Raw genomic sequence first — 24,091 nt, forward strand, 5'->3', positions numbered from 1 at the left:
ATAACCCCTCTAAGGAAGGAAACAAACGATGAAAGCTTCTAACTACCAAGAAATCGCCAAAGCCGCTATTCTAGCTGGTGGTCTCGCCGCAGCTGGTGTATTGTCCGTTGGCGAAAGCGCCCAAGCCCAATTTATCGGTACAGCATCCCAATCCCGAGTGTCCGCCGCCGTCACTAGCATTCTCACCGATGGCAACGCCGCGGCTACCAATAGCTTTGCCGTTGAGCAAGTAGTGCCTGCTGCTGACTATGTATTTACTGGTGCGGTTACGGTAACAGTGAGTTACGCTACCCAGAATATTAATGCTCAAACTGTTGTTGCTATTACTTCAGGACAGCTTAGTGCGGCTAACGGGTCAAACGCAGGTCAGGGTTCAGTTGAGCGTGCCACTGCCAATGCTATATCGACAGCTTCTGGTGCGGGTCAGTTTGGGGATGTGTCCGGTATCGTCCGGGCTTGGACTGCTGGTACTTCCGTCTTAGATTAGTTGAAGTGGGCAACCCGTCTCAACCCGGGTGAAAAATACCACTTTGTAGCCACATACTACCCGAATTAACTCTTGCTGTTTTTTTTCGCTAGTAGAAAAGTGGTGCAGTTGCCCCCCAGGATTGCCCTGGGTGGCCTCTTTTTAATCGATCAATCGCAAGGGATAAGTCCAATAGGTGATTGACAGAGCCAAGAGTTCTGGGTGGTAAACCTTGACAGTGGCCAACCGCAGTTATCTATAGCTGATGACGGTCGAGTCTGTAACGATCCATACCAAGAAAACGCGGGTAAGCTGTACTGAATTTAAACTGCGCTATCGGAAATTTTGGTACAAATGCTCAAACTGCCTCTCCCCGCTCCCTTTCGGTTAAGCTCACGGACGAAGCCCGCTCCCCCGCAATCTTAACGAGTAATTGAGATAGTCAACAGCTTATCGAGACGACGAACTGAGCAATAGTCTGCCTCATGACCTCAAAATCATTGGCCCCTTAACAAAGGAGACAAACAATGAAGGCCTCTAATTACCAAGGAATCGCCAGAGGAGCTATTCTAGCCGGTGGTCTTGCCGCTGCGGGTGTATTGTCCGTTGGCGAAAGCGCCCAAGCCCAATTTATCGGTACAGCATCCCAATCCCGAGTGTCCGGTGCCACCACTAGCATTCTCACCGATGGCAACACTGCAGCCACCAATAGCTTTGCCGTTGAGCAGGTTTTGCCTGCTGCTGACTATGTATTTACTGGTACGGTTACGGTAACAGTGAGTTACGCTACCCAGAATATTAATGCTCAAACTGTTGTTGCTATTGAGTCTGCAACGCTTAGTGCCGTTAACGGGTCAAACGCAGGTCAGGGTTCAGTTGAGCGTGCCACTGCCGCCGCTATATCGGCAGCTTCTGGCAAGGGTCCATTTGGGGATGTGTCTGGTATCGTCCGGGCTTGGACTGCTGTTACTTCCGTCTTAGATTAGCAACAAGTCCCCTTTTTAAAGTCGGCGCTTCAGTGAGGGAATTGTTACCCTGGGCAAAGCCGAAGGGTAGGGGGAGAATTTTTTACTGATGTCACTCCCCAAACGTCTTCTGAGTGGTGCCAATAACCTGAATCTTTCTAGCTCTGCGGATGCAGTCGTTGTAATGATCATATTCTGTAATCGTATTCCCTACTATCAAACCGCTTGGAGTTACCGAGTATTGGGTGAACTGTACACTCAATCGGGCCTCGATTTTCAGGCGGGGGTATTTCCAGATGCGGTGTCTCTTGACCGTTATTTAAGGTTACGGCAGGGAGAAGCTATCCCCCTTTTATTGCAGTTTGAGGTGTTGGGGCAAGATGCCCTTCAGGAGATTCAACGGGAGGGGGCGTTAGTGGTCTATAGCCACGCGGATCCGCGTCAGTCCTTGGGCAACGCCATCACGGGTAGTCAAGAGACCGTTACCCAAGCCGTGGCCAAACAGTTGCAATGTCAGCCCCATATTTGGCTGCCCTTAGCCCATCGAGTTATTTGGTTAAAAGAAAAGGACATCAGGCAAACACCCCTAGGGCAGATAGAGGCTCTAGCCCAGTCCGTTGGGTTAAGGTTTAATAGCCAAGATTATCCGATCGAGAATTTATTAGATTTTCCAACCGAGTCTGCGCCTTGGCAGGAATATTTCACCAAGGAAGAGCAGTTATTAATCCACTGTCTCTTTAAACCCTTGCTGCTATTCGGCGGAGATGAAACCGGCGAAACCTTCAGGGAAATATTTTTAAATTTGGTTAAAGAAATAAATTGGCCAACTTGGCTGGATTTATTAGCAACCCTACAAAAAGACGTTTGGAAAATATTACCCGAGCAGCGGGAGCTAGTTTATCAAGCAATAAAAAATTCTTTGATCGATTCCTTTGCCGATTGCGGTTTAGAAAATCAAGGTGCGGAAATCGCCCACTATCTGGGCAATCAATTCACCCAGCAGGGTCATTTTGCTTTGGCTCAGTCTTGGTATCTCAAGGCGATCGAGTTAGAGCCTGAGCGTTACCAATCCTATTACAATTTGGGGGTTGTCAATGAAAAACAACAACAATGGCAATCGGCCATCGACTATTATCGTCAAGGGATTAGGTTGAATCCTCAATACGCTAAAGCCTACTATCGTTTAGGCTTAAATCTCAAACAGCAATTAATTAACCAGAGAGAAAACCTCGAAGACGAGAAAAAGCAAGCAATCACCCTGGAAATAGGCGAATGCTTGACTCAGGTTTTAAATCTTGACCCCAATCATCCTAGTATCAAGTTTCAATTGGCTAAATTTTGGCAAGATCAAGGAGAATCGGCAAAAGCAAAAAGTCTTTTAACAGCGAAAGAATGGGAGTTATTGCCAGATTTTGTTGCCTATTTAATTAATACGGGTAATCAATGGGAGCGACGGGGAAAATTCCTTCAAGCGCAAAACTGTTATGAGATGGCGTTGGAGTTTGAACCTTCGGCCATTGAACCCTTATTTAATCTGGCTCTCATCTTTCAACAACAGGACAAACTACCCGAGGCGATCGCCTATTATCGCCAAGTCTTAACCCTTGACCCTAATTACATTCCCGCGCTACAAAATTGTGGCATGGTTTTAGAAAAAATTGGTTATATTCACGAGGCGATCGCCTATTATCAAAAAGTCTTAACCATAGACAGTGACAATCTTTCGGCCCTGAAAAGTTTAGCCTCCTGTGCTGAAAAACTCGGCAAAATAGCCAATGCGGTCGATTATAGTCATAAAATCATGCAATTAGAGCCGCATGATTCTATTAACCACTCATTTTTGTTGTGGTGTTTTGGCGCATTGACGATTGTTTCTCCCCAGGAGATTCTCGATAGTTCCTATCTCTGGTATATCTACCACGTTGTTAAACAGGGCCTTCCTACCCTCAAACGCCACTGGAGACAACCAGACCCCGATCACCGCTTGCGTATCGGCTATATTTCTCCTGATTTTCGTCGTCACTCCTGTAGTTTTTTTATTAAACCTTTACTAGAAAATCATCATCACGATCAATTTGAAATATTTGCCTACGCCGAAGTGGAAAAAGGAGATCAGATTACTGAAAAAATCCAAGCGACCTGCGATCACTGGCGCTGTACTGTGGGTTTATCGGATCTAGAAGTAGCGGCGTTAATCCAAGCAGATCAAATCGATATTTTGGTAGATTTAGCCGGTCACACGACGGGGAATCGCCTCAAGGTACTGGGAATAAAACCCGCCCCCATTCAGGCGACCTATTTAGGTTATTTTGCCACCACGGGTTTACCCACCATTGATTATTGGATTACCGATGAGGCCTTACATCCTTTAGATACTCCCGAATTAACCAGTGAGACAATTTGGCGTTTACCCCGTTGTTATCTAACCTATAACAACTATCTCGACACCCCAGCGGTTTCCCCCCTACCTTGTCAAAAAACGGGTTTAATTACCTTCGGTTCTTTGAACAACACCAGAAAATTAACCCCTGAAACCCTTGATGTTTGGTGCCAAATACTGAAAGCCGTTCCTAACTCCCGTCTTTTCCTAAAAGCAATTAATCAGGCGGGGGTTGATCCTAGGGTTCAAGAGAACATCATCAATGACTTTACCCAACGGGGAATCAGTGCTGATCGACTGTTTATTCAAGGGGCATTATTAGGCGATCAAGCACATTTTTCGTCCTACAATAATGTGGACATTCATCTTGATCCGTTTCCCTATGGGGGGTGTACTACCACCTGCGAGGCCCTGTGGATGGGAGTTCCCACCCTGACTTTAGCCGGGGGACGTAATATGGAGCGTTTGAGTGTCACCCTCTTAAAAGCAGTGGGTTTAGACGAGTGGATTGCGGATACTCCCGAAGATTATGTGCAGAAGGCGGTACAATTTGCTCAAGATACTGTCTATTTAGCCAATTTACGAGCCACGATGCGCGATCGCCTAGCTCAATCGGAATTGTTAGATGCCGAGGGAATGGCAGCGGCGATGGAGGAGGCTTATCGACAAATGTGGCAAATTTATTTAGAGGAACAAAATAAGGTTAATTCTCCTCCCCTTCCCGTAGTCCCAGAGGAGAACAGTGCGGCATATTATCACCAACTTGGAAGGGAAAAAACCCTTACGGGAGAATTGGAGTCAGCCAAAAACTTCTATCTGCAAGCGATAAAAGTAGATGCCACCTATGCCAAGTCCTATCATAATCTGGGCTTTTTAGCCGCACAACAAGGACAATTACAGCAGGCGATTAGTTATTATCAACAAGCGATTGAATCTCAACCTGATTATCCCACCGCTTTTTATAATCTCGGCTTGGTTTATGAACAGTTAGAAGAGACAGAAAAAGCCATCGCTTGTTATTCCCATAGTGTACAGTTAGATTCCACTAATGTGGAGGTTTATAAATCCCTGGCGCAACTGTATGATCGCCAAGAAAACTATGCCAAGGCTGAAAAATACTACCGTTGTGCCTTACTGCTGCAACCCCATAACTTAGAATTGCGCTATAACTTGGGAGTCGTTCTCTACGAACAGGAAAAGTTTGATAAAGCAGTCAGTTGCTTCCAAAAAATTATTCAAGCCAAACCCCAAGATGCGATCGCCTATTTACACTTAGGAATCAGTTATAAGCAGCAAAAATTGTTAACCAAGGCAAAAAGTTGTTTTGAAAAAGCGATCGAGTTAGATCCCGACTATGCGATGGCCTATTACAATCTGGGAGTGGTTTATAGCTGTCAACCTGATGAGAAGAAAGCGGTTGATTGTTTTCGTCAGTCCCTCCGCTGTGATCCCGCAAATAAATTAGCCCATACAGCACTTCTTTTTGCGCTGAGTGGTATTAAAGAAGTTAGTTCCGAGGAAATTTACGATGCTTCTTCTCGTTGGTATCGGAACAAAATCCAAACTTAAATATTGTCAATAGTTACAGTTGTTTCTATAATCATTAAATTTACTACCATGACTATCTTCTTACAAACGCTAAAAGCTCAACATTTTTTAGATAACATTCATATTACCATCGCCCAGATAGGTTCTCGAAAATTATCCGGGGCCGATGATTATAGTAGTCAATCGTGGGGAATTTTTGCCCCTAACTTAACTATCTATGGATTTGAGGCCGATGCTGATGAATGTAAGCGCATGAATCAGAATTTAAAGGAAAGAAATATCAGGCATCAAGAAAAACATATTCCCATCGCCCTTAGTAACACTCAAGGCAAATCCCAACTATACGTTACTAAAGAGAAAATGTGTAGTTCTCTTTATGAACCAAATCACAGCTATGTATCTCGTTTTCCCAATTTTCTCCCCGAATTTCTTACCCTAGATTATGTATCAGAAATAGAAACAACCACTCTGGATAGTTTTTGTGCTAGTGAATTAATTGATACCATTGATTTTCTGCAAGTAGATGTACAAGGGGCAGAATTAAACATTTTTCAAGGGGCGCAACAGATCATCAAAAACAGCACCTTGGCTATTCAAACCGAAGTTGAATTTGCCCCTATCTATAAAAATCAACCGCTTTTTGCTGACGTAGATAATCATTTACGGCAGCAAGGTTTTTTTCTTCAAGGTTTTAAAGGATTACATTGTATTTCCAAAAAATCTTTTCCTGTTGAGATTAAAGCGGGTATTCCTCAGTATCTTTCGGGACAACTGTTGTGGTCTGATGCCTTTTACTTTCAAGATTTACTTAGTCAACCTAGCTCTGTATCCCCGGAAAAACTATTAAAACAGGCTTGTATCGCGGACATATTGTACTTTCCTGATTATGCTTTAGAATTACTGGAATATCTCACCGTCAATTATGGTTCTAATCCTCAATATAATTTCACAGAAGTAATTAATATTGGCCTATCGATCCTCAGGGGAAATACAAGTAATAATATTGCAGAATTGACTATCCCCCAATCAAATATCCCTAACCAAGGGTCTGCTGCCCAACACAAACTCAAAATTGGTTATGTGTCCCCTGACTTTAAACGTCATCCCGTGGGCAAGTTTATTGCCCCAATTATTAAACATCACGATCATCAAAAATTTGAGATTTATTGTTATGGGGAAATCAAAAAAGTTGATGAAATAACGGAAGAAATTAAAGCTTCTTGCGATCATTGGCGATCGACCCTCGGACTTACCGATGCTGAAATAATCGAGCAAATTAAACAGGATCAGATTGACATCCTAATTGATCTAGCGGGTCATACAGACGATAATCGCTTGCCGATCTTTTTTAGCAAACCTGCCCCTATTCAAGCTTCCTACTTGGGCTATTTTGCCACGACAGGTATCCCTACCATCGATTATTGGATTACCGATCATCATTTACACCCCGTAGATACGGAAGAAAAAACCAGCGAGACGATTTGGCGACTCCCCAGATGCTATGTGGCTTATCAACCTTCCCCGGAAGCCCTAGAAGTCAATCCCCTGCCCGCTTTAAGTTCAGAATATATTACTTTTGGTTGTTTGAACAATTTTTCTAAACTTAATCCTTTCCTTTTATCCCTCTGGGCAAAAATCCTTCAGGCATTACCCCAGTCCCGTCTCATCCTCAAAAGCCACTATCATAATTTAGACGATACCGAAGAAAAACAAAGTGTTGAATTATTCCTGCAAGAACAGGGCTTGAATCTCGAACAAGTTGAATTAATTGACTCACCGACATTGGCTGAGGATTATTTCGCCTTGTATCATCGTATCGATATTCACCTTGATACTTTTCCTTACAATGGTTGTACTACCACTTGCGATGCTTTGTGGATGGGGGTTCCGGTTTTAACCCTTGCTGGCGATCGTAAAATTCAACGGATGGGAAATAGTCTCCTACAGGCGATCGGCTTAGAGGATTGGATCGCTCATAGTCCCGAAGAGTACGTTAACAAAGCCATTACTTTTGCCCAGGATCTAGAGGCGATCGCTCAATTACGAACTAGCTTAAGAGAGCGTTTTCAAAAATCTCAACTAGGAGATGTAGAAGGTTTAACTCTAGCCTTAGAAAATGCTTATCAACAGATGTGGAAAAAACTAGAACAGGAAAAAATACAACCATTAGAGTCTGGTGATCAACAAATAAGCGCAATGCGCTCTCAAACAGAGACGCAAAGTCCCCTCAATTATTACAGTCAATATGTGCAGAAAAATTGCCCTCAAATGACCTCAGAAGCGTGTGATCAACTTTTAGCTTTTGCTGATAATACTAACTGGAATCAACCCACTACGCTCAGAGAATGGAACAATGTAGCAGTTATTATGCTTATTGAGGCAGAAGAGACACAAGATATTGCCTTTCGCAAACAACTATTAAACAATGCGATAGCGGTTTTGGAGCAGGGAAAAGCCCATCCCTTAGCCGCCGTCCATTTAGCGCTGATTTATAGTCTAATAGGCGATTACAGCAAAGCCTATGTTTTAGCTTATTCTGTTTTTGTCGGTATTCTTGATCCGGCTTTTAGGAAAACCGCTTCAAACAAAGGACTTGTCTATTTACCTTCCACCGCCCGTACTTTATTAAACAAAGCTGAATATTTAGAGAAAATTCTAGCAGCCGAAAACTGCTACGAGCAAATATTATTTTTATGTGCCGAAGTTCTTAATCTATCTCAACCCTACTTTTACAACGCTTCTGGGCAAGATACCCTACAATTAATCTCTCAATCCCTTGCAACATCTCCCATCGTACAGTTACAACTGGGAATTGCTCGTTTTTGTGGGCAAAAATGGGATGGTATTTTTTACCTGCTCAAAGCCCATCAGATTAATCCCAATTACGCACCCTCAATACAAGCTCTTTATTTGGCTTATCGTAACTTACCGGAAGCAAAAGCGGCAGAATATTGGCTTCAGCAAGGGGTCACTCATTTTAACCCCAACTCTCCCGATGTGGGAGAGTGGATTTGGACCCAAGCCAGACCGGAAAATCCTTTTACTTATGTTCCCTATGATAATCTCATTCTGACAGTGGAAGCTAACTTAAAAAGTATTACCACTGCTGTTTTACTCGCCCAAGGAGATTGGTTTGAAGCGGAAATGGAATTATGGCGTACCCAAATCCGTCCTGATATGACCGTTATTGATGTGGGGGCAAATGTGGGAGTTTATACCTTTAGTGCTGCTCAAAGGGTGGGAGAAACAGGGAAAGTCATCGCTATCGAACCATTTAAAGCTTGTGTCAACTGCTTACAAGAAACAAGCCGTATCAATCAACTCCCTTGGGTTAAAATTTACGAAGCGGCGGCCAGTGATCATTGTGGTTCGGCGAAACTATCTCTCCATAATGCCAGTGAGTTAAATGAAGTTATCAGCGATAATTCCCCTAATTATGATTTGGCTAATACTGTAACTATTCAATGTTTAACCCTTGATAGTTTAATTGAAACAGAAAACCTGACGAGGGTTGACTGGTTAAAAATAGATGCCGAGGGACATGAAATAAAAGTTCTACAGGGAGCAGAACGTTTATTGACAGAATTTAAGCCCAATATTATCTATGAAAATATTGCTGGAGCCCACGGTAGCAATGGTGCTATAATGCAATACATCCAAGCAAAGGGTTATCAGGTTTACAGTTACCGCCCCTATATCCAGGAGTTAGTTCCTGTCACCGATGCCAACCAGCTCAACAGTCAGTTAAATTTAATTGCTGTTTACAATCCAAACAAGTGACAGCGTGATTCCCTTGTCAACAATTAAAAATGAGGCTAACAAAATGAAAACTCTCAGCAGACTCAACTCCAAAGAATCAGCACTAACTGTCTTAGTTATTGTTTCACAAATTTTTCTCGTTAATCATCGGGTAATTGCCCAGTCAATTCCCCGAATTTCTATTCCAGGTCTTGCTACTCCTGTTATTCCCGTAATAACCCCAAATGTAGCAATTCCGACGGTAAACGTAACAACAACAAATAATATTCCTGCCACCAGTCTCAGATCTCAACCGATCATTCCGACGGTAAACGTAACAACAACAAATAATATTCCTGCTACCAGCCTCAGATCTCAACCGATCATTCCGACGGTAAACGTAACAACAACAAATAATATCCCATCTACTTCCCTAATCAATTCTCCCACTCCGGTAATTCCGACAGTAAATGTCACATTTGATGATAAGGGTGTTCCTACTGCTGTTCCTGAGTTAAAACCCCTTACTTTTTCCGTCACGGGAAACCAAGGTAATACAGAACCTAGTTTTCTTTCTGTTATTAACAATAATGGAGTGACAAACGAAACGACCGGAGTTGGCAGCACAAGTATTACTATTCCACAACCAACAGCAGTCAATGATCAGCTTGTCACGGTATCTACAGTTAATGTAGTTTTTCCATCTAGTCAAAAAGCGACGGGGATAACTTCTAGTTTTAACAATTCATTCAGCAATCCTTCCAACCCATTTACAATTCAGTCATCAACTTTAACTGTTAATTTCACGCCTCCGGTTTTAGACTAGGATGACCGGTGATAAGTAAGTAAGCCCAATGGCTTTCGCAATATCACGGGCGGAAACGTTCTAGTGTATTACATTTTGGGCGCAGGTTCTTTGCGCCCACAAATGTGGAGCAAATCCGTTTTATGTAGGGGCATAAAACACACGCCCTCTTCTAGATAACATTTTCGATGATGATTTGGTAGTAGTGGTGAGCCGTATTGCTTATCCGGTATGGAGTGCCTAAAATATTTATCTTTCTGAATCTCGATGACAAGGCGATCGAATGAGTCTCCGAATCACCTCTTTGTTTTTGTGATTTTGTCGGGTTTAGCTATTAGCTCAACCCCCTTCATTTTGTTGTTTTATGATGCTCATGAATCGTTATTGGTTAACGGGCAGGTCAAACGCTTTAGTTCAATTATACTGTATGTTGATCATCGCTACCAATCAAGCGATCGTTTGTTTGACAAATTTGACCCGCTCCCATTGGTTAACTGGCAAGCCATAGAAGCTAAACTGTTGCAATGGTTTTATCCTTCTTTGTGTTCTGCCCAAAATCAGGCTCTGACTTCTGATTCGGGGCAAATCTTACTCGATCGATCGTCCGAACAAATCCTCGATGTTAAGGGCGTGTCTCTTACGATTGCGGAAGCATCGGCGAACCGAGAAACCCAATCTCGTCAAGAGACCATTCAAGTCGCTGAAACAGAAAAAACCGTTTCTTCTGCGTCAGCTGGGTCTCTGAATCTGTCTGATCAAGCGTCAGCCAAAGATGAGTCAGATTTATTTGAGTTCCTGACCCGGGGACAATATCACCGTCGGGCTGAAACGGATCAAGAGTCGGCTGTGATTGTAACTATTGGCTCCTCCTCCCCGAACCTTTCAGAGAGTCTCTCTAAACGCTCCGAGCAGCCCTCCACGGAGTCGGTATTGATAACTCAAGCTTTTTCCGGGGAGAATCTCTCGGGAAAAGCGTCAGATTTAATGCCAGTGGACAGTCAAACCCTGGATCAGTCTCTGCCCCATTCTCCAAATTCCCCTTCAACCCGGTCTCTGAATCCGTCCGATCAACCGTCAGTGGAGGATGACTCAGATTTGCGTCAGTTCCTCACCCAGGGGCAATATCACCGTCAGTCCAAAACGGATCAAGAGTCGGCTATGACTGTAACTACTGGTTCCTCCTCCCCGAACCTTTCAGAGAGTCTCTCTAAACGCTCCGAGCAGCCCTCCACGGAGTCGGTATTGATAACTCAAGCTTTTTCTGGGGAGAATCTCTCGGGAAAAGCGTCAGATTTAATGCCGTTGGACAGTCAAACCCTGGATCAGTCTCTGCCCCATTCTCCAAATTCTGCTTCAACCGGGTCTCTGAATCTATCTGATCAACCGTCAGTGGAGGATGACTCAGATTTGCGTCAGTTCCTCACCCAGGGGCAATATCACCGTCGGGCCGAAACGGATCAAGAGTCGGCTGCAACTGTAACTATTAGTTCTTCCTCACCGAAGGTCATTACTCAGATTCCCGCTCAAGAATTTTTCTTACCAAATACTCGTTTAGCTCCCTTTACTATTCCTGCTACGCCGGCAATAATTGATACCTGGGAAATTCCCACCACCACCATCAAACTGGAGATTGATTCTTCCGGCGATAGGTCGATAGCTCAGATTCCCGCTCAAGAATTTTTATCGGCAGATACTCAGTTAGCTCCCTTTACTATTCCTGCTACGCCGGCAATAATTGATACCTGGGAAATTCCCACCACCACCATCAAACTGGAGATTGATTCTTCCGGCGATAGGTCGATAGCTCAGATTCCCGCTCAAGAATTTTTATCGGCAGATACTCAGTTAGCTCCCTTTACTATTCCTGCTACGCCGGCAATAATTGATATATTGAATGACTTAGAATTAAATCAAAATATCATTAACGCACCTGTTTTTGGTATAGTTACATACAAAGAAATTAGCCAACTAAATTTAGCACAAACTGGAACCTCAGATTTTTTTATTCCCAAAGATGTACCCACTGTTCCAGTTCCTCCAGTTCCAGAAATTATTAAACCAGAGGAAGAAGTTCCCAGTCAATCCCCGTTAACTGAGGAACAATTGAAAATTAAAGATATTGCCGTCAAGAGTTTTCTGGAAAGTGTTGCGGTACGCTATCCTTTTATTGTTAATACCAATGACTTACTTACAATAAACCCCTACGAATATAGGCCAACTATTCTTAATTTTTATGTTAATCTTACTTTTGATTTAGATCAATATTCCCTGGGTAATCAATTAAATTTTAAAGATTTTAATGATCCTGTACTTAAAAACTTTAATTTTTCTTACTATCCAAATAATCAGCAATTTTATTGGCTTTATGATAACAATGTCGTGATTGAAACAAATGGCTTTCATGGCAACATCAATTATCAGGGAAACGTTATTACTCAAAAATCTCGACAGACGGCAATTTCCACGATCCCATTTTTCGGAGTTCAGACAGTCTTTGCCCTACCTCAAGCATTTGAAAGTGCTAGGGGTTTTGAAAAAGATAATAACAACTTAAATATTACTAGCGGTGCTGTTGAGGTTGTTTCTCCTCAAGGTGTGCCAGGTGTTCCTCAAGTAGTTTTTAATATTAACGGAGAGATTGAGGTTGTTAGTTTGGATGACACTCGTAAAGCTTCAACTTTTACCGAACAGGGGGGAGGTTCTTATTTCGGTAACTTAGATGCAGAAAATGCTCCCAAATTTTTACAAGGGTTTCCTACTATTAACTTTCAAGGTTTATTAGACAATAAAGTCAGATTGCAAATTGGCCAAAGAATTCCCCTAGAAAATTTAGCCAAAATCGGGGTTACAGTAGGAGATTTTTTCACAACGGCGGGGTTTAACTTCAATCAGTCTTTCAGTTCCTTACCCGGGGTAAAAACCTTACAATTTGACAAAGGATTTGAGGATCAATTGTCTCGAATTTATGCTAGTGCCTTAAATCTTGATAGTTCACAATTGCAGAATAATGATATTGTCGCTTTGATGAGCAATCCTTTTTTAACTCAAGAGCAGCGAGATTTTCATTACCTGAATTCTCTTATCTGGTATAGTGGCGGTCAACGAGCGCCCGAAATTACGACTCGTTCTTTTGAGCCAGAAACTCATAATTGGTATCGTTATATTTTCAATTATTCCCAGAATCGAACTCTTCTAAAATATCACCCTGAAAAAGTTGAATTAAGTTATACAAATGTCTTTGCTAATCCTGGCGTTTCCCTAACCGTATCTCCCTTTTTGAGTGATGTAGATGAGAGACAAATGGTGAATGCTACTTTGGGTTTAGCTTTGGGGGGGCTATTTTACTTACTCAACCCGAATGATATTAATGGCGCTCTAACCACAGCCAGACAAAAGTATGAAGAGAATCAAGCTCCCGAGTCTTTTTCTACTCAATCCACCTCGGCTGATAGAAGAGCAATGAACCTAAGATTAAATAATAGTCTTCAGAATGCAAACCTTGTTAGTCAATTAAATCAAGTATCTGGTAGTTATACAATCACAGATCATGTTACTCCCAATAGTTCTCTGCTTTTTCAATTGCGTACTGGTACTTATCAAAGGTCGGTTCAATTTTTTAGTCGAGAAATTGGTGAATGGACTCCGGAAAGTCCTCTATTCTTTTCTGTAATATCTCCCAATGATTTTGGACCCTTAGCCTATACTGGTGTTAATGTCCCCATTGAATTTACGAATATAGAACCTTTGAATCGTACAAGTTTTGCTTTTACAAAAGTTCAAAATAGCCAGGGAGATGTATTGTTCGAGCAACAATTGGCAGTACAATCCGAAGCTTTTACTGCTCTTCCGATTGTCGGTCCTGGGAAAGCCGCCGACATAGAATTTGGCAGAATAGAAATTAGTCGATTTCGTCAAAGAGAATTTGAAGATACGTCCTACATCGGTTATTTGTATTTACCCGCTTTGGAGTTTATACTCTCCGGTACAAGCAAGGGTTTCAGCTATAGTTTATCCCTGGGAGCTTGGACAAATTTATATCCTCAATCTTCTCCTCAAATTGATGAAAATATTTCCGATCTCCAGGAAAAAACAGTTGGAATATTTTCCAGTATTAACTTAAGGTGGAATTTTAATAACATTTGGTATAATAAGAACAAACAATGGGAGACAATTATTAGTAATTCGCCATTTGTCAATTTTAGTTGGAATAGTAGTCCTAATCGTTTGAATATTTCCAGTGCCAATTTTGGTAATGTTTTTCAGTTCGTGAGACAAAATTGGAATCTGACTTGGTTTAGTAACTTTAGCTTCAGCCCTCAAGAATTAAATGCGGCAGCTCCCAGGTCTAGTCTTGGGAATATTTCCTATTTTAGTTCTCTTAATTTTTCCGAGTCTTCAGGATTAAATATCATTTTTCCTATTTCGTTTGGCGATAAAGTTTTTTATTCTGTTGAGGCAACTTATCCCATTATTAAAGATCAAAAACTTGGTAGTACGAGACTAGGATTTTATTATAGTAACTATTCCGTCGCTACTCGGGGTTTTGATAACCAATTTGAAGATCCTAACTATGGCTTGGTAATCAAATACAATAATCCTTCATCTTTGCTCTCCATAGAAGCTTATCTGGGTCATAGTGATTCTGGTTTTAGGGGTCGAATTCAATCTAGCATAAACTTTAAGTTCTAATTAGGGTCTGCTGAAAAAGTACGGGCGAAGCATTCGGATAGAAAATCTCCGGTTTCACCGATAGGTTATTGCCCGAATGCTTCGCCCCTACGGGACGCGGGCCGATGAAGACGCAAGGTTTTGAAGCACGATTCTCTCAAAATCTGGCACCTGTTTCGCCAGAAAAGCCACAAAACCCTTACCTTGCCTACATTTCACATTTATTGATCAAACCCTAATTAAGGGTAATGATCAAAACTGCCTAACCGCACATTCTTCTACCGGATACAAAGGACGACATAATTCAGTTATACTGTTAACATGACCAGCCAGATTACTGCCTAGAATCGGGATTGATTATGGCTCTTCGGTTTGTGTTATGCAATGGACGGGGGTTATAAGGGATGGAACCCTTATATAGAAAGTCATTTAGCGATTTTTGTCAATTGTTTTTTATCTAGAGCGAACTAATCAATTAAGTCTCTTGCCAGATAAGGATTTAGTCGATCTATGCCCCCCTATCGAACCATAACAAGTAACGAAGAGCCAGTATAACTTACATTTTTTACTCAAAGACAACGCCAATTCACACTGGAATTGGTGCTTCATGCCGATAATTTCCCCATATTAATTGCTGGAGTGATTAACAACTTCAGGGGCAATCTCTAATTCTTGTTCACCAATGACAGGTAAATGATTTTTCTGTAAACCCATAGCAGTTAAACAAGTATTGAGAGAATTTATCGCTTGGTTATAATTCTCAATTTTTTGGTTAATTTCTTCCTGTTTGTGGGCATTATTCGCAATTTTTTCTGCCGCTTCCTGTTCTAAGGTTTGTTCTAGATAAGAACGAGCTTGATTGAACTGTTGTAGAATAGTATCGGCTTGTTTTTTTGCCATTGGTATCAATTGATTTTTCAGAGTATTATTAATAGTTTGACGGAAGTTTTTCTGAATTGTCGCTGATACTTTTGGCTCAAAATCTAACTTAAGTAATTGACGAATAGCAGGTTCAGCATCAAGAATACTTTCACAGTCATAACCTTGGGCAGTTTGTTGGACAGTTTGCCGAAATTGAAAGATAGAAAAAGTGCCTTCGTTGTAAAAATTGTGATTTTCTCTTACATAGCGATCGCACTCTGTTCTCGCTTCGGAAACTAAGGCATGAATTAACTGATCTTCTAGCTGTTTTAGCTGATTTTCTATGCCACTATCGTTACCCAATAAACGATAAATTTGCCGATAATAATCACCTTGCCTTACCGCATCTAAAAGACGCTGACAAAAGCGACTAATTAAACTTGTTGACTCCTCAATCAACACATCTTCTAGCTGGTTAGACAGATAATAAAAAGCTTCTACCAATACTGCTAATAAAGGTGCTGTAGCATTGCGGGGATGGGTTAAAGTCGCTTGTGAGTAAGCATTTTTGACAGAAAAAGTATTTAATAACTCATCCAATCTTGATACCATTCTCGCTTTCAGTTTCTTAAAGTCTTCCTCAAAGTTTTCATCGCTATTAACCACGATAGCATTGACATAACCATCGATATGTTTAGTTAATTTCTCTCCCACTTCTTTTAACTCTTGATTGAGGTGATTTAACTCCAGAGCTTTCATCGCCTCAATTTCTCGTGGTTGACTTTCTAAATCACGATAAATCCCTTGATAATGATTTTTCAGAGTAATGCAGAGAGATTGTAAATCATCGGCTAAATTAGCAAACAATTGCGGACGTTTTTCTTCGGTGAGATAACGAGTAATTGCCGTGCGAAATTCTGCGATACCGCTATCAGCAATTAACTGCTCTAGTAAAGGAGTTCCCCACTCACTTAAAACTCGGAAATAATTTTTATTGGGAGTTTCATAACCGTGGATGGAAACTTTAAAGGGAGTTGCCAGTAATTTACCGGAGTTGGCACAATAGTTATTAAACTCGCTGACAAATTGCGGTGTTTCTTCTTGTCCTCCTAAATTTTTGACACTTTCGGCAAAGATAGAATCTAAACCATAACGCTGATTAATATTGGTTTGATTTTTCACCTGATACCCATAAAATCCTAAAAGTCCGCTGGTTTTGTAGAGGCGGGAAGTATCACGAAATTGCGTTTGAATCAGGTTTTCTAAACGTTGTTTTAGTTGGGCTGCGTACCAGGTTTCATCAATGCGGTTAAAAACATAAAAAACTCGATCACGAATACCAGCATTAGAGCGAATTTTTTCGAGTAATTCCGTTTCTTCTGTGGCTAATTCTCCCGCAGAAGCAGCCTTTAAAACACAAACCACTGCCGAAGTATCAGGATGCTCTATTTTACGATAGGCTAAGGCGGCATCTTTTTTGACTGGGGCATCAATACCGGGCAAATCTACCAAAACGTTACCATCTTTAAGGAGAGGATGATGACAGTAATATTCTAGACGTTTTAAGACGGCACTATTACTACCACGACGGGCAAAACTGGCCGCTTCTGCTAAATTAGAAAAGTGAAATTGTTCCATGGAATAGGTGGCATTATGCAGGGTATGGATTCGCTCACGATTTTGAGTAAATCCTTCAATTAATAATTTTAAACCCTGAGCTTGTTTAGCTCGCTCGGATTTGCCTTCTCCCCCTTCCTGTTCGATAATTTTTTGACAGTATTGGTTTAACTGACTACAGTATTCCGGGGAATTAATGTTACTGGGATTGGTTAATTGCAGATTTTGACAGACGGTATCGACTAAAGTACGAATTTCTACTTCGCTGAGAAAGGTTAAAACCACTCTTTCCTCATCAGCTTCTGCGTACTCAATATAACATTCTGTACCCGTTGCGTGTCCTTCGGCACTATACAGCAATTCTCGCTCTAAAAGTGCATTGATTAACATTGATTTCCCCGCACTAAAAGCACCAGCGAAAACGATTTCAAATTTGGGAGAAATGGCTTTTTGTAGGGCGATTTCTATCTTGCTGGTATCCTGTTGATTGCGGAGAGAGGATTCGCCTTTTAATAGTTCAATTATACTGTTAACATTACCAGCCAGATTACTGCATTGGGGTAAAAGTTCAGTCATGGTAAAACCCAGATCTAGAAGAACAGTGCTATTGTTTCCCAGATTATAACAAAATTCACTAACTAGATGTCAGATCTTTGGTCGGCGATTTAAGCAATCAAGGACAAAGTCATCGTCTTCAATCTAGAATCAGGATTGATTAAGTAGTTGGACAAAAGTAAAGTTAACTGTGGGGTAAGGAGTCAGTAGTCAGTAAGAATTGCGGCAATTTACATTTCTTAAGATAGACAACAGAATTTATGTCCGACTACTTATAATCAATTTAGTACATACTGATTGCCGAGAACCTCCTTAGGTAAAAATTCTCTCCTGACTCCTCCTCAATCCTAGTACAATGATAATTATGTGGGCAAAAATGGCAATAGATAAATTGAGATTAAAAAAAATTCAGCCGATGAGACAGTTAGGATTTTTGTTAGGAACAGTTTTTCTTTTGGGTGGCTGTCATTCTCTCAATGCTATCCAAAATCGTCCCCAACCCTTGCCCCAAGATCAATATATTCAAGTCTATTTTAATTATAATCAGGCCCAGGGTTCAAATTATACCGATCCCTATCGCCAAATTAATCGTCCAGGGGATAATTTAGAACAGATTATTATTGATAATATTAACTCGGCAAAAAGTTCGATCGATCTAGCGGTGCAAGAGTTACGTTTACCCGCCATCGCTCAAGCTTTAGTTGCTCGTCAGCAGCAGGGAATTAAAGTTAGGGTTATCCTCGAAAATATTTACAATCAACCTATTCATAGTTTAGCCAAAAACCAAGAACAATTAAGCGATCGAGAACAGGAACGTTATCAAAACCTTTTTGATTTAGTTGATCTAAATCGAGATGGTAAATTAAGTGCGGAGGAAATCGCCCAAAGAGATGCAATTACTATCCTCAAAAAAGCTGGTATTCCCCTAATTGATGATAGTGCAGATCGCTCAAAAGGTAGTGGTTTAATGCACCATAAATTCATGGTTATTGATCATCACACTACTTTAATCAGTTCAGCTAACTATACCTTAAGTGATATTCATGGAGACTTTTCTAATCCCCAAACTGTCGGGAATGCCAATCACTTATTAGTAATTACTAATCCCCCACTAGCTAGAGTTTTTCAAAAAGAATTTAATCTGATGTGGGGAAGGGAAGATCGTCCTAGATTTGGGTTAGATAAACCCCAGAGAAAACCACAAACAATTACTATCGGTAATAGTAGTCTGACGGTAAAATTTTCCCCCGATTCTACCGCTTATCCTTGGGCAATTACTAGCAATGGTCTCATTGGTGAAACTTTAAATAAAGCTAAAAAATCCGTGGATTTAGCCCTGTTTGTCCTTACGGAACAGCCTTTAGCTAATATTCTCGATCAACGACATCAAAAAGGGATAGAAATTAAAGCTTTAATTGATCCTAGTTTTGCCTTCCGATACTATAGCGAAGGATTAGATTTATTAGGAGTTGCTCTCAGTAATAAATGTCGTTATGAACCAGATAATCAGCCTTGGCAAAACCCAATTAATACCCTAGGAGTTCCCGCTCTAGCGGCGGGAGATAAGTTACACCATAAATTCGGTTTAATCGATGATAAAATTGTGATCACTGGTTCTCATAATTGGTCAGCAGCTGCTAACCATCAAAACGATGAAGCTTTAGTTATTATCGATAATCCCACCGTTGCCGCTCATTTCGATCGAGAATTTCAATATCTTTACCGTACCGCTAAATTAGGACTGCCGGAAACTATTAAAAATCGGATCGAACGGGATAGAAAAAACTGCCCCCAATCTGTAATAATTAAAAGCGATCGCTTAATTAATTTAAACACCGCCACCAAAGAAGAATTAGATACTTTACCCGGTGTCAGTGGCAAATTAGCCGAAAAAATTATCGCAGCCCGGCAAGAAAAACCCTTTACTTCCCTAGAAGATTTGGATCGAGTGTCGGGAATCGGTAAGGGAAAAATTAACAAGCTGCAAGGCAAAGTTAGCTGGTGATGATTGTCTCGTCTGTATTTTTGGCCCCAGTCCAAAAGGGACTATTTTAACGGATCGGGAATACTATCGGAAGGAGCCTCAAACTGTCCAGTGATCACGTATTCTAGACGCAATTTTAGCCAGGTAATAAACTGTTGGTTGAGAGAAACAATTGCCGCTGCTGGTTGGGGAGTTTTCTTTTTGATATCGGCAAAAGCGGGGGTATCTAAAAAAGCTGGATTGGCAATTAACCAAAAATCAATTTCTTGACCTTTTTCTTGATAATTCCTGATTCTTTCCTTCAAAACTTCCTTTTCGATCGCTTCTTCTTCTAAAAACTTTTGACTGGCTACCAAATAATAATAAGTTGTCATCATTTTTCCTTTAATTTTTCAGTGTAATTGTTCCCTAGTCGGGAGATTAGCTGATAGCTGATAGCCTTTACAATTGCCCACGCATAGCCAATTTCATTTCCCTAACAGCCCGTTCCAACCCGACCAAAACCGCACGACTGATAATTGTGTGACCAATGTTCAATTCTTCCATATTGGGCAAACAGGCGACGGCATAAACATTCCAATAGGTCAAACCGTGACCAGCATTCACCCGCAAACCCAGAGAGGAAGCGTATTCACAACCTTCTTTAAGAATTGTTAATGCTGCTTGACGATCGCTCTCCTGTTGTGCTTCGGCGTATTGACCAGTATGGAGTTCGATAAATTTCGCCCCCGTATTAGCGGCCGCTTGAATTTGGGCAAAATCGGCATCAATAAACCAACTAACGGGGATATTAGCCGATTGTAGGCGCTCGACAACCCGACAAAAACGGTCAAAATTGCCCAGCATATCGATCCCCCCTTCCGTGGTCACTTCCTCGCGCTTTTCGGGGACAAGGGTGACATAATCAGGTTTAATATCGAGAGCAATGGCGATCATTTCCTCCGTCGGGGCCATTTCCAGATTCAGATGAGTCCGCACCGTTTGCCGGAGGAGCCGCACATCGCGATCCTGGATATGACGACGATCCTCGCGCAAGTGAACGGTAATGCCATCAGCACCGCCGATTTCAGCCAAAACTGCCGCCGCCACGGGATCCGGTTCCACGGTACGACGCGCTTGGCGAATTGTGGCCACATGGTCGATATTGACACCCAAAGTCAGCAAAGTTGAACCTCCTTGTTTGTTAGTCCAACTTTCCATCTTACCATTGCGGTCAAAAGCGATTACATACTGGAGATATTTAAACCCATGGTCAGTTCTTCCATTTTGCTGCGCATAGTTTCCGTGGAGGCATCATAGGCGGCTTTCATGGCTTCTAGAATAGACCCAGCCACAATCTCCAGATCTTGGGAGAGGAGAGAAGGGTCGATTTCAATCCCCCGGGGTTCTTGGTTGCCACTGAGATAGACTGTCACCAAGCCATTTTCACTCTGGCCAGGAATTTCCATAGTTTCCAGTTCTTCTTGCAGAACTTTGGCCCCTTGTTGCACCTGTTGCGCTTTTTGGAAAGCGTCTTGTAGTTCTTTAATCTTACCGAGACCGAATCCGAATCCTTGTCCTTGTGCCATGATGTTTTTTTTGTTTAAGGGGTCACTCAAGGTTTTTATTGTACTGCTTAAGGTGAACTGGGGTCAACTTTTGGCCATTGGAGGACGATCAAAGCTCTGCAATCGGGGGACGACCATCGGCTTTTGCCTCTGATAGAATCAAGGCAAGGGAAGGAGTCAAGGAATGGGGAAAAGTCTTTTTCTACCCTTCATCCCGGGCCGCTGGGCAACCGCCCCAAGCCATAATAGAATTGTTGCTTTGACGAGGAGAATAGCAATTTTGAACGCCAAAAAAACGGGAATTTTCTTGACAATTGCCCTAAGTTGTGCTTTAGCGGGGAAAGCGGCGATCGCTAATATTTCCCCTTTGGAGGGGACTCGATGGAAACTAAGGGGGTGGACAGCCGGAAGTTTGGTGAAAGAAACGGAAATTACCGCCGCTTTCCAGAAAAATATCCTCAGTGGTTCGGCCGGATGCAACCAGTATAATACTGGCTATCAAGTCAATGATGACACGCTTCAGATCAATCAAGCGATCGCTACTACCAAAAAAGCCTGTCCGGAACCGCAGATGAAACAAGAAAATCAATATCTTGCTGCCTTGCAAGGAGTGGAACAATTCCAAGTGACAGCTAAAGGCGATTTACAATTATTTTATCGTACTCCCGAAGGTTTAGGAATACTCACTTTTACCCCCGCACCGACCACTACGCGCACGGAAAAGACCATTTATATCCATTCTCGGAAACAACCCTGTGGCCAAGGCACAACCAAAGACTGTTTACAGATGCGAGAAAAACCCGAGGAAAACTGGAGATTGTTCCCTAATAGTATCGAGGGATTTGATTATAAACCAGGATTTTTCTATCAAATTAAAGTTAGCGTTGAAACCGTCTCCAATCCAGCTACTAATCAAAATTCCGAAACATGGAAGCTATTAGAAGTTATTAGCCAAACCCCAGAAAAAGAGACTCCGCGAGCTTGGTTTGATCGACCGTTAACTAATTGGAATAAAGCCAAGTCCCCTATCCCCAAATCTCCCGTTAAAACCGTGATCGATAACCAGTGTCGTGAACAGGTTCGTCCAGCAATTACTGCCAATGATCAAGCACTTAATAAAGCAGGATGGTTACTCTACGGGGCCGTGCAAACCTATGGCAAAACTAGCGTTATTTCGGCCATGAGTGGAGTGGATGGAATGTGCCGACCAATGGGTTATCAAGACTTTGTTTTTGTCGATGGTAAATTCGCTGGCACTCTTTCCCCGCGACCGATGGATTCCCGCACTGATGGTGCATCTCAGAGAATTGTTTTACAAAATAGCGCTCGAATTATTGTGGTTTTTAATCGCTATAAAGATACGGATCCTCTCTGTTGTCCTTCCCAATTAAGTCGCGTTGTTTATCAAATTGAAACAGTCAGCGGAGTGCCAGTTGTTGTTCCCAAAGAAGCGGAAACAGAAGCAGTAAGAAATTAATTCAGTTATCAGTTATCAGTTATCAGTTATCAGTTATCAGTTATCAGTGAGATAGGGAGAAAAAGACTGGCAGCTAATAGCTTCCTTTTTTATTATATCTCCCGCAAAAGTGAGTTTTTAATCGCATTTTCCAGAAAAAGATCGCTTTTCTATTGCTAGAAAATAATCTATTTCTTTCCGCTTCTCCTGACTCGGAGAATACTGGCTTGGAGACTCCTCACTTAACGGAAGATTTTTAATTTATGCAGCAGGTTTAGTGATTAGGCACTGATACTAGATAAGTAGTTATAGAATTCTAATAACTCCTCGTTAGTTAGCAGTAAACGGGACTTTTTGCCATAGGTAGAAATCAGGTATTCTCGACCTTTTTCTGTAGTCCAAGCTAATCGTTTCATCTCCACATCAATTTTAGTTTTAAGCACTGAATAATCGATTTCTTCGGGAATAACAACAACTGGTTCCGGTGCCGGGGGTTCTTCTTCAGTTAAACTCGCTTCTTCTGGCAATTCTGATAATAAGGAGTAATTATCGGTTTCCGTTTCTAATAATAAAGGCTCTGGTTCCGGTAAAGGAATATCCTTAACTTGGGGTAATTCCGGTTCAATTTTAGCCGGGGGAATATCCTGAACTTGGGGTAATTCCAGTTCAATTTTAGCCGGGGGAATATCCTGAACTTGGGGTAATTCCAGTTCAATTTTAGCCGGGGGAATATCCTGAACTTGGGGTAATTCCGGTTCAATTTTAGCCGGGGGAATATCCTGAACTTGGGGTAATTCCGGTTCAATTTTAGCTTCAGGACGAGGTATTTCAGTGACTTTAGCCGTTTTAGTCGATTTTTTGGTACTAGGGACGGTTTTAGGTAAATCGGACGGTAGAGAAATATTATTGGGGCTGACTTTTTCCACAAGCTGGAGATCGGGGGTGTTTTCAGCCTCTAAAAGCAGTAAAGCTCGTTCTCTGGCTCTATCTTCGGCGATTTCCACCGTATCTGCCGCTGCTAAACCTGTAACGACCGTTTTTCCCTCAATTTCGATGATCGCTCTCACAATATACTTGCCGTGATCGATTTGAACTAACTCGCTAATCAGGGCAACTTGGGGGTAACGTTGGCGTAACTTTTGCAACATGGTGACTTTTTCGAGTTCTTTTGTACTTATACTAAAATACTCTATCGTAATTATGGAAAAATGTAGCAAGTTCTTGCTAGGATTAAAGATTAGATAAAATTTTCAGTACTAGGATTAGCCTTGCCCACAGTAACAAGATTCTACTAGGCTGAAGCTTCTGCCAGCAAGATGAGCGATCGCCAAAAGGTTTGCCAGTGTTCGCTATTGGCTTATACTAACGAAGGCTTCGATAATTCTCAGGGTAGGTTCGGGTGTTCGATGCTTGGTCAGTTTACCTTCACTGTCACCACCAGCGATCGCAATTAGCCCGATAGAGATAATCTCTCGAGTCAATGGTTTAAATCAATCCTCTC

The 24,091-nt window shown here is 41.8% G+C and carries 14 protein-coding genes; 8 read left to right on the top strand and 6 right to left on the bottom strand.

Annotated features, from left to right (window positions below):
* Positions 1-28 precede the first annotated feature (28 nt).
* From ACQY1Y_RS14230 to ACQY1Y_RS14255, 6 genes are all read left to right on the top strand, one after another.
* A complete protein-coding gene (locus ACQY1Y_RS14230) occupies positions 29-487 on the top strand; it encodes a hypothetical protein (RefSeq protein ID WP_430012993.1) in 459 nt (152 codons plus the stop codon).
* 506 nt (positions 488-993) lie between these two features.
* Positions 994-1,452: a hypothetical protein gene (locus tag ACQY1Y_RS14235; RefSeq protein WP_130758221.1), complete on the top strand. Its 459-nt coding sequence runs from the start codon at positions 994-996 to the stop codon at positions 1,450-1,452.
* A 163-nt stretch (positions 1,453-1,615) separates the two neighbouring features.
* Positions 1,616-5,380, top strand: coding sequence for a tetratricopeptide repeat protein (locus tag ACQY1Y_RS14240; protein WP_430012994.1), 3,765 nt, complete (start codon positions 1,616-1,618; stop codon positions 5,378-5,380).
* 48 nt (positions 5,381-5,428) lie between these two features.
* Positions 5,429-9,139, top strand: coding sequence for an FkbM family methyltransferase (locus tag ACQY1Y_RS14245; RefSeq protein WP_430012995.1), 3,711 nt, complete (start codon positions 5,429-5,431; stop codon positions 9,137-9,139).
* Between the two features lie 43 nt (positions 9,140-9,182).
* Complete coding sequence (locus ACQY1Y_RS14250) at positions 9,183-9,923, top strand: hypothetical protein (RefSeq protein ID WP_430012996.1); 741 nt, start codon at positions 9,183-9,185, stop codon at positions 9,921-9,923.
* A gap of 465 nt (positions 9,924-10,388) precedes the next feature.
* Complete coding sequence (locus ACQY1Y_RS14255) at positions 10,389-14,591, top strand: hypothetical protein (protein WP_430012997.1); 4,203 nt, start codon at positions 10,389-10,391, stop codon at positions 14,589-14,591.
* Positions 14,592-15,197: 606 nt separating this feature from the next.
* Here the strand turns inward: ACQY1Y_RS14255 and ACQY1Y_RS14260 are convergent.
* A complete protein-coding gene (locus ACQY1Y_RS14260) occupies positions 15,198-17,624 on the bottom strand; it encodes a dynamin-like GTPase family protein (protein WP_002740487.1) in 2,427 nt (808 codons plus the stop codon).
* A 343-nt stretch (positions 17,625-17,967) separates the two neighbouring features.
* On the opposite strand from ACQY1Y_RS14260, the gene ACQY1Y_RS14265 reads away from it, so the two are divergent.
* Positions 17,968-19,608, top strand: a complete 1,641-nt coding sequence (locus tag ACQY1Y_RS14265; protein ID WP_430012998.1) for a phospholipase D-like domain-containing protein — start codon at positions 17,968-17,970, stop codon at positions 19,606-19,608.
* 41 nt (positions 19,609-19,649) lie between these two features.
* Here the strand turns inward: ACQY1Y_RS14265 and ACQY1Y_RS14270 are convergent, their stop codons facing one another.
* The 3 genes from ACQY1Y_RS14270 to ACQY1Y_RS14280 all read right to left on the bottom strand — a co-directional run bounded on the left by ACQY1Y_RS14270 (position 19,650) and on the right by ACQY1Y_RS14280 (position 21,155).
* On the bottom strand, positions 19,650-19,961 hold the full coding sequence (locus ACQY1Y_RS14270; protein ID WP_002734125.1) for an MgPME-cyclase complex family protein: 312 nt from the start codon (positions 19,959-19,961) through the stop codon (positions 19,650-19,652).
* A 67-nt stretch (positions 19,962-20,028) separates the two neighbouring features.
* Positions 20,029-20,751 (bottom strand): pyridoxine 5'-phosphate synthase, encoded by a 723-nt coding sequence (locus tag ACQY1Y_RS14275; protein ID WP_272104190.1) that lies wholly within the window; start codon positions 20,749-20,751, stop codon positions 20,029-20,031.
* A 59-nt stretch (positions 20,752-20,810) separates the two neighbouring features.
* Positions 20,811-21,155 (bottom strand): YbaB/EbfC family nucleoid-associated protein, encoded by a 345-nt coding sequence (locus tag ACQY1Y_RS14280; RefSeq protein WP_002733791.1) that lies wholly within the window; start codon positions 21,153-21,155, stop codon positions 20,811-20,813.
* A 163-nt stretch (positions 21,156-21,318) separates the two neighbouring features.
* Between ACQY1Y_RS14280 and ACQY1Y_RS14285 the strand changes: the two genes are divergently transcribed.
* Complete coding sequence (locus ACQY1Y_RS14285) at positions 21,319-22,611, top strand: DUF4377 domain-containing protein (protein WP_430012999.1); 1,293 nt, start codon at positions 21,319-21,321, stop codon at positions 22,609-22,611.
* Positions 22,612-22,871: 260 nt separating this feature from the next.
* Here ACQY1Y_RS14285 and ACQY1Y_RS14290 read toward each other — a convergent pair whose 3' ends face one another.
* Together ACQY1Y_RS14290 and ACQY1Y_RS14295 are read right to left on the bottom strand one after the other, a co-directional pair.
* On the bottom strand, positions 22,872-23,738 hold the full coding sequence (locus ACQY1Y_RS14290; RefSeq protein WP_430013000.1) for a hypothetical protein: 867 nt from the start codon (positions 23,736-23,738) through the stop codon (positions 22,872-22,874).
* Between the two features lie 201 nt (positions 23,739-23,939).
* Entirely contained in the window at positions 23,940-24,071 is a 132-nt protein-coding gene (locus ACQY1Y_RS14295) for a hypothetical protein (protein WP_002732870.1), read from the bottom strand.
* Positions 24,072-24,091 lie beyond the last annotated feature (20 nt).

This window comes from Microcystis ichthyoblabe FBCC-A1114 (assembly GCF_050500245.1).
Classification (GTDB): Bacteria; Cyanobacteriota; Cyanobacteriia; order Cyanobacteriales; family Microcystaceae; genus Microcystis; species Microcystis ichthyoblabe_A.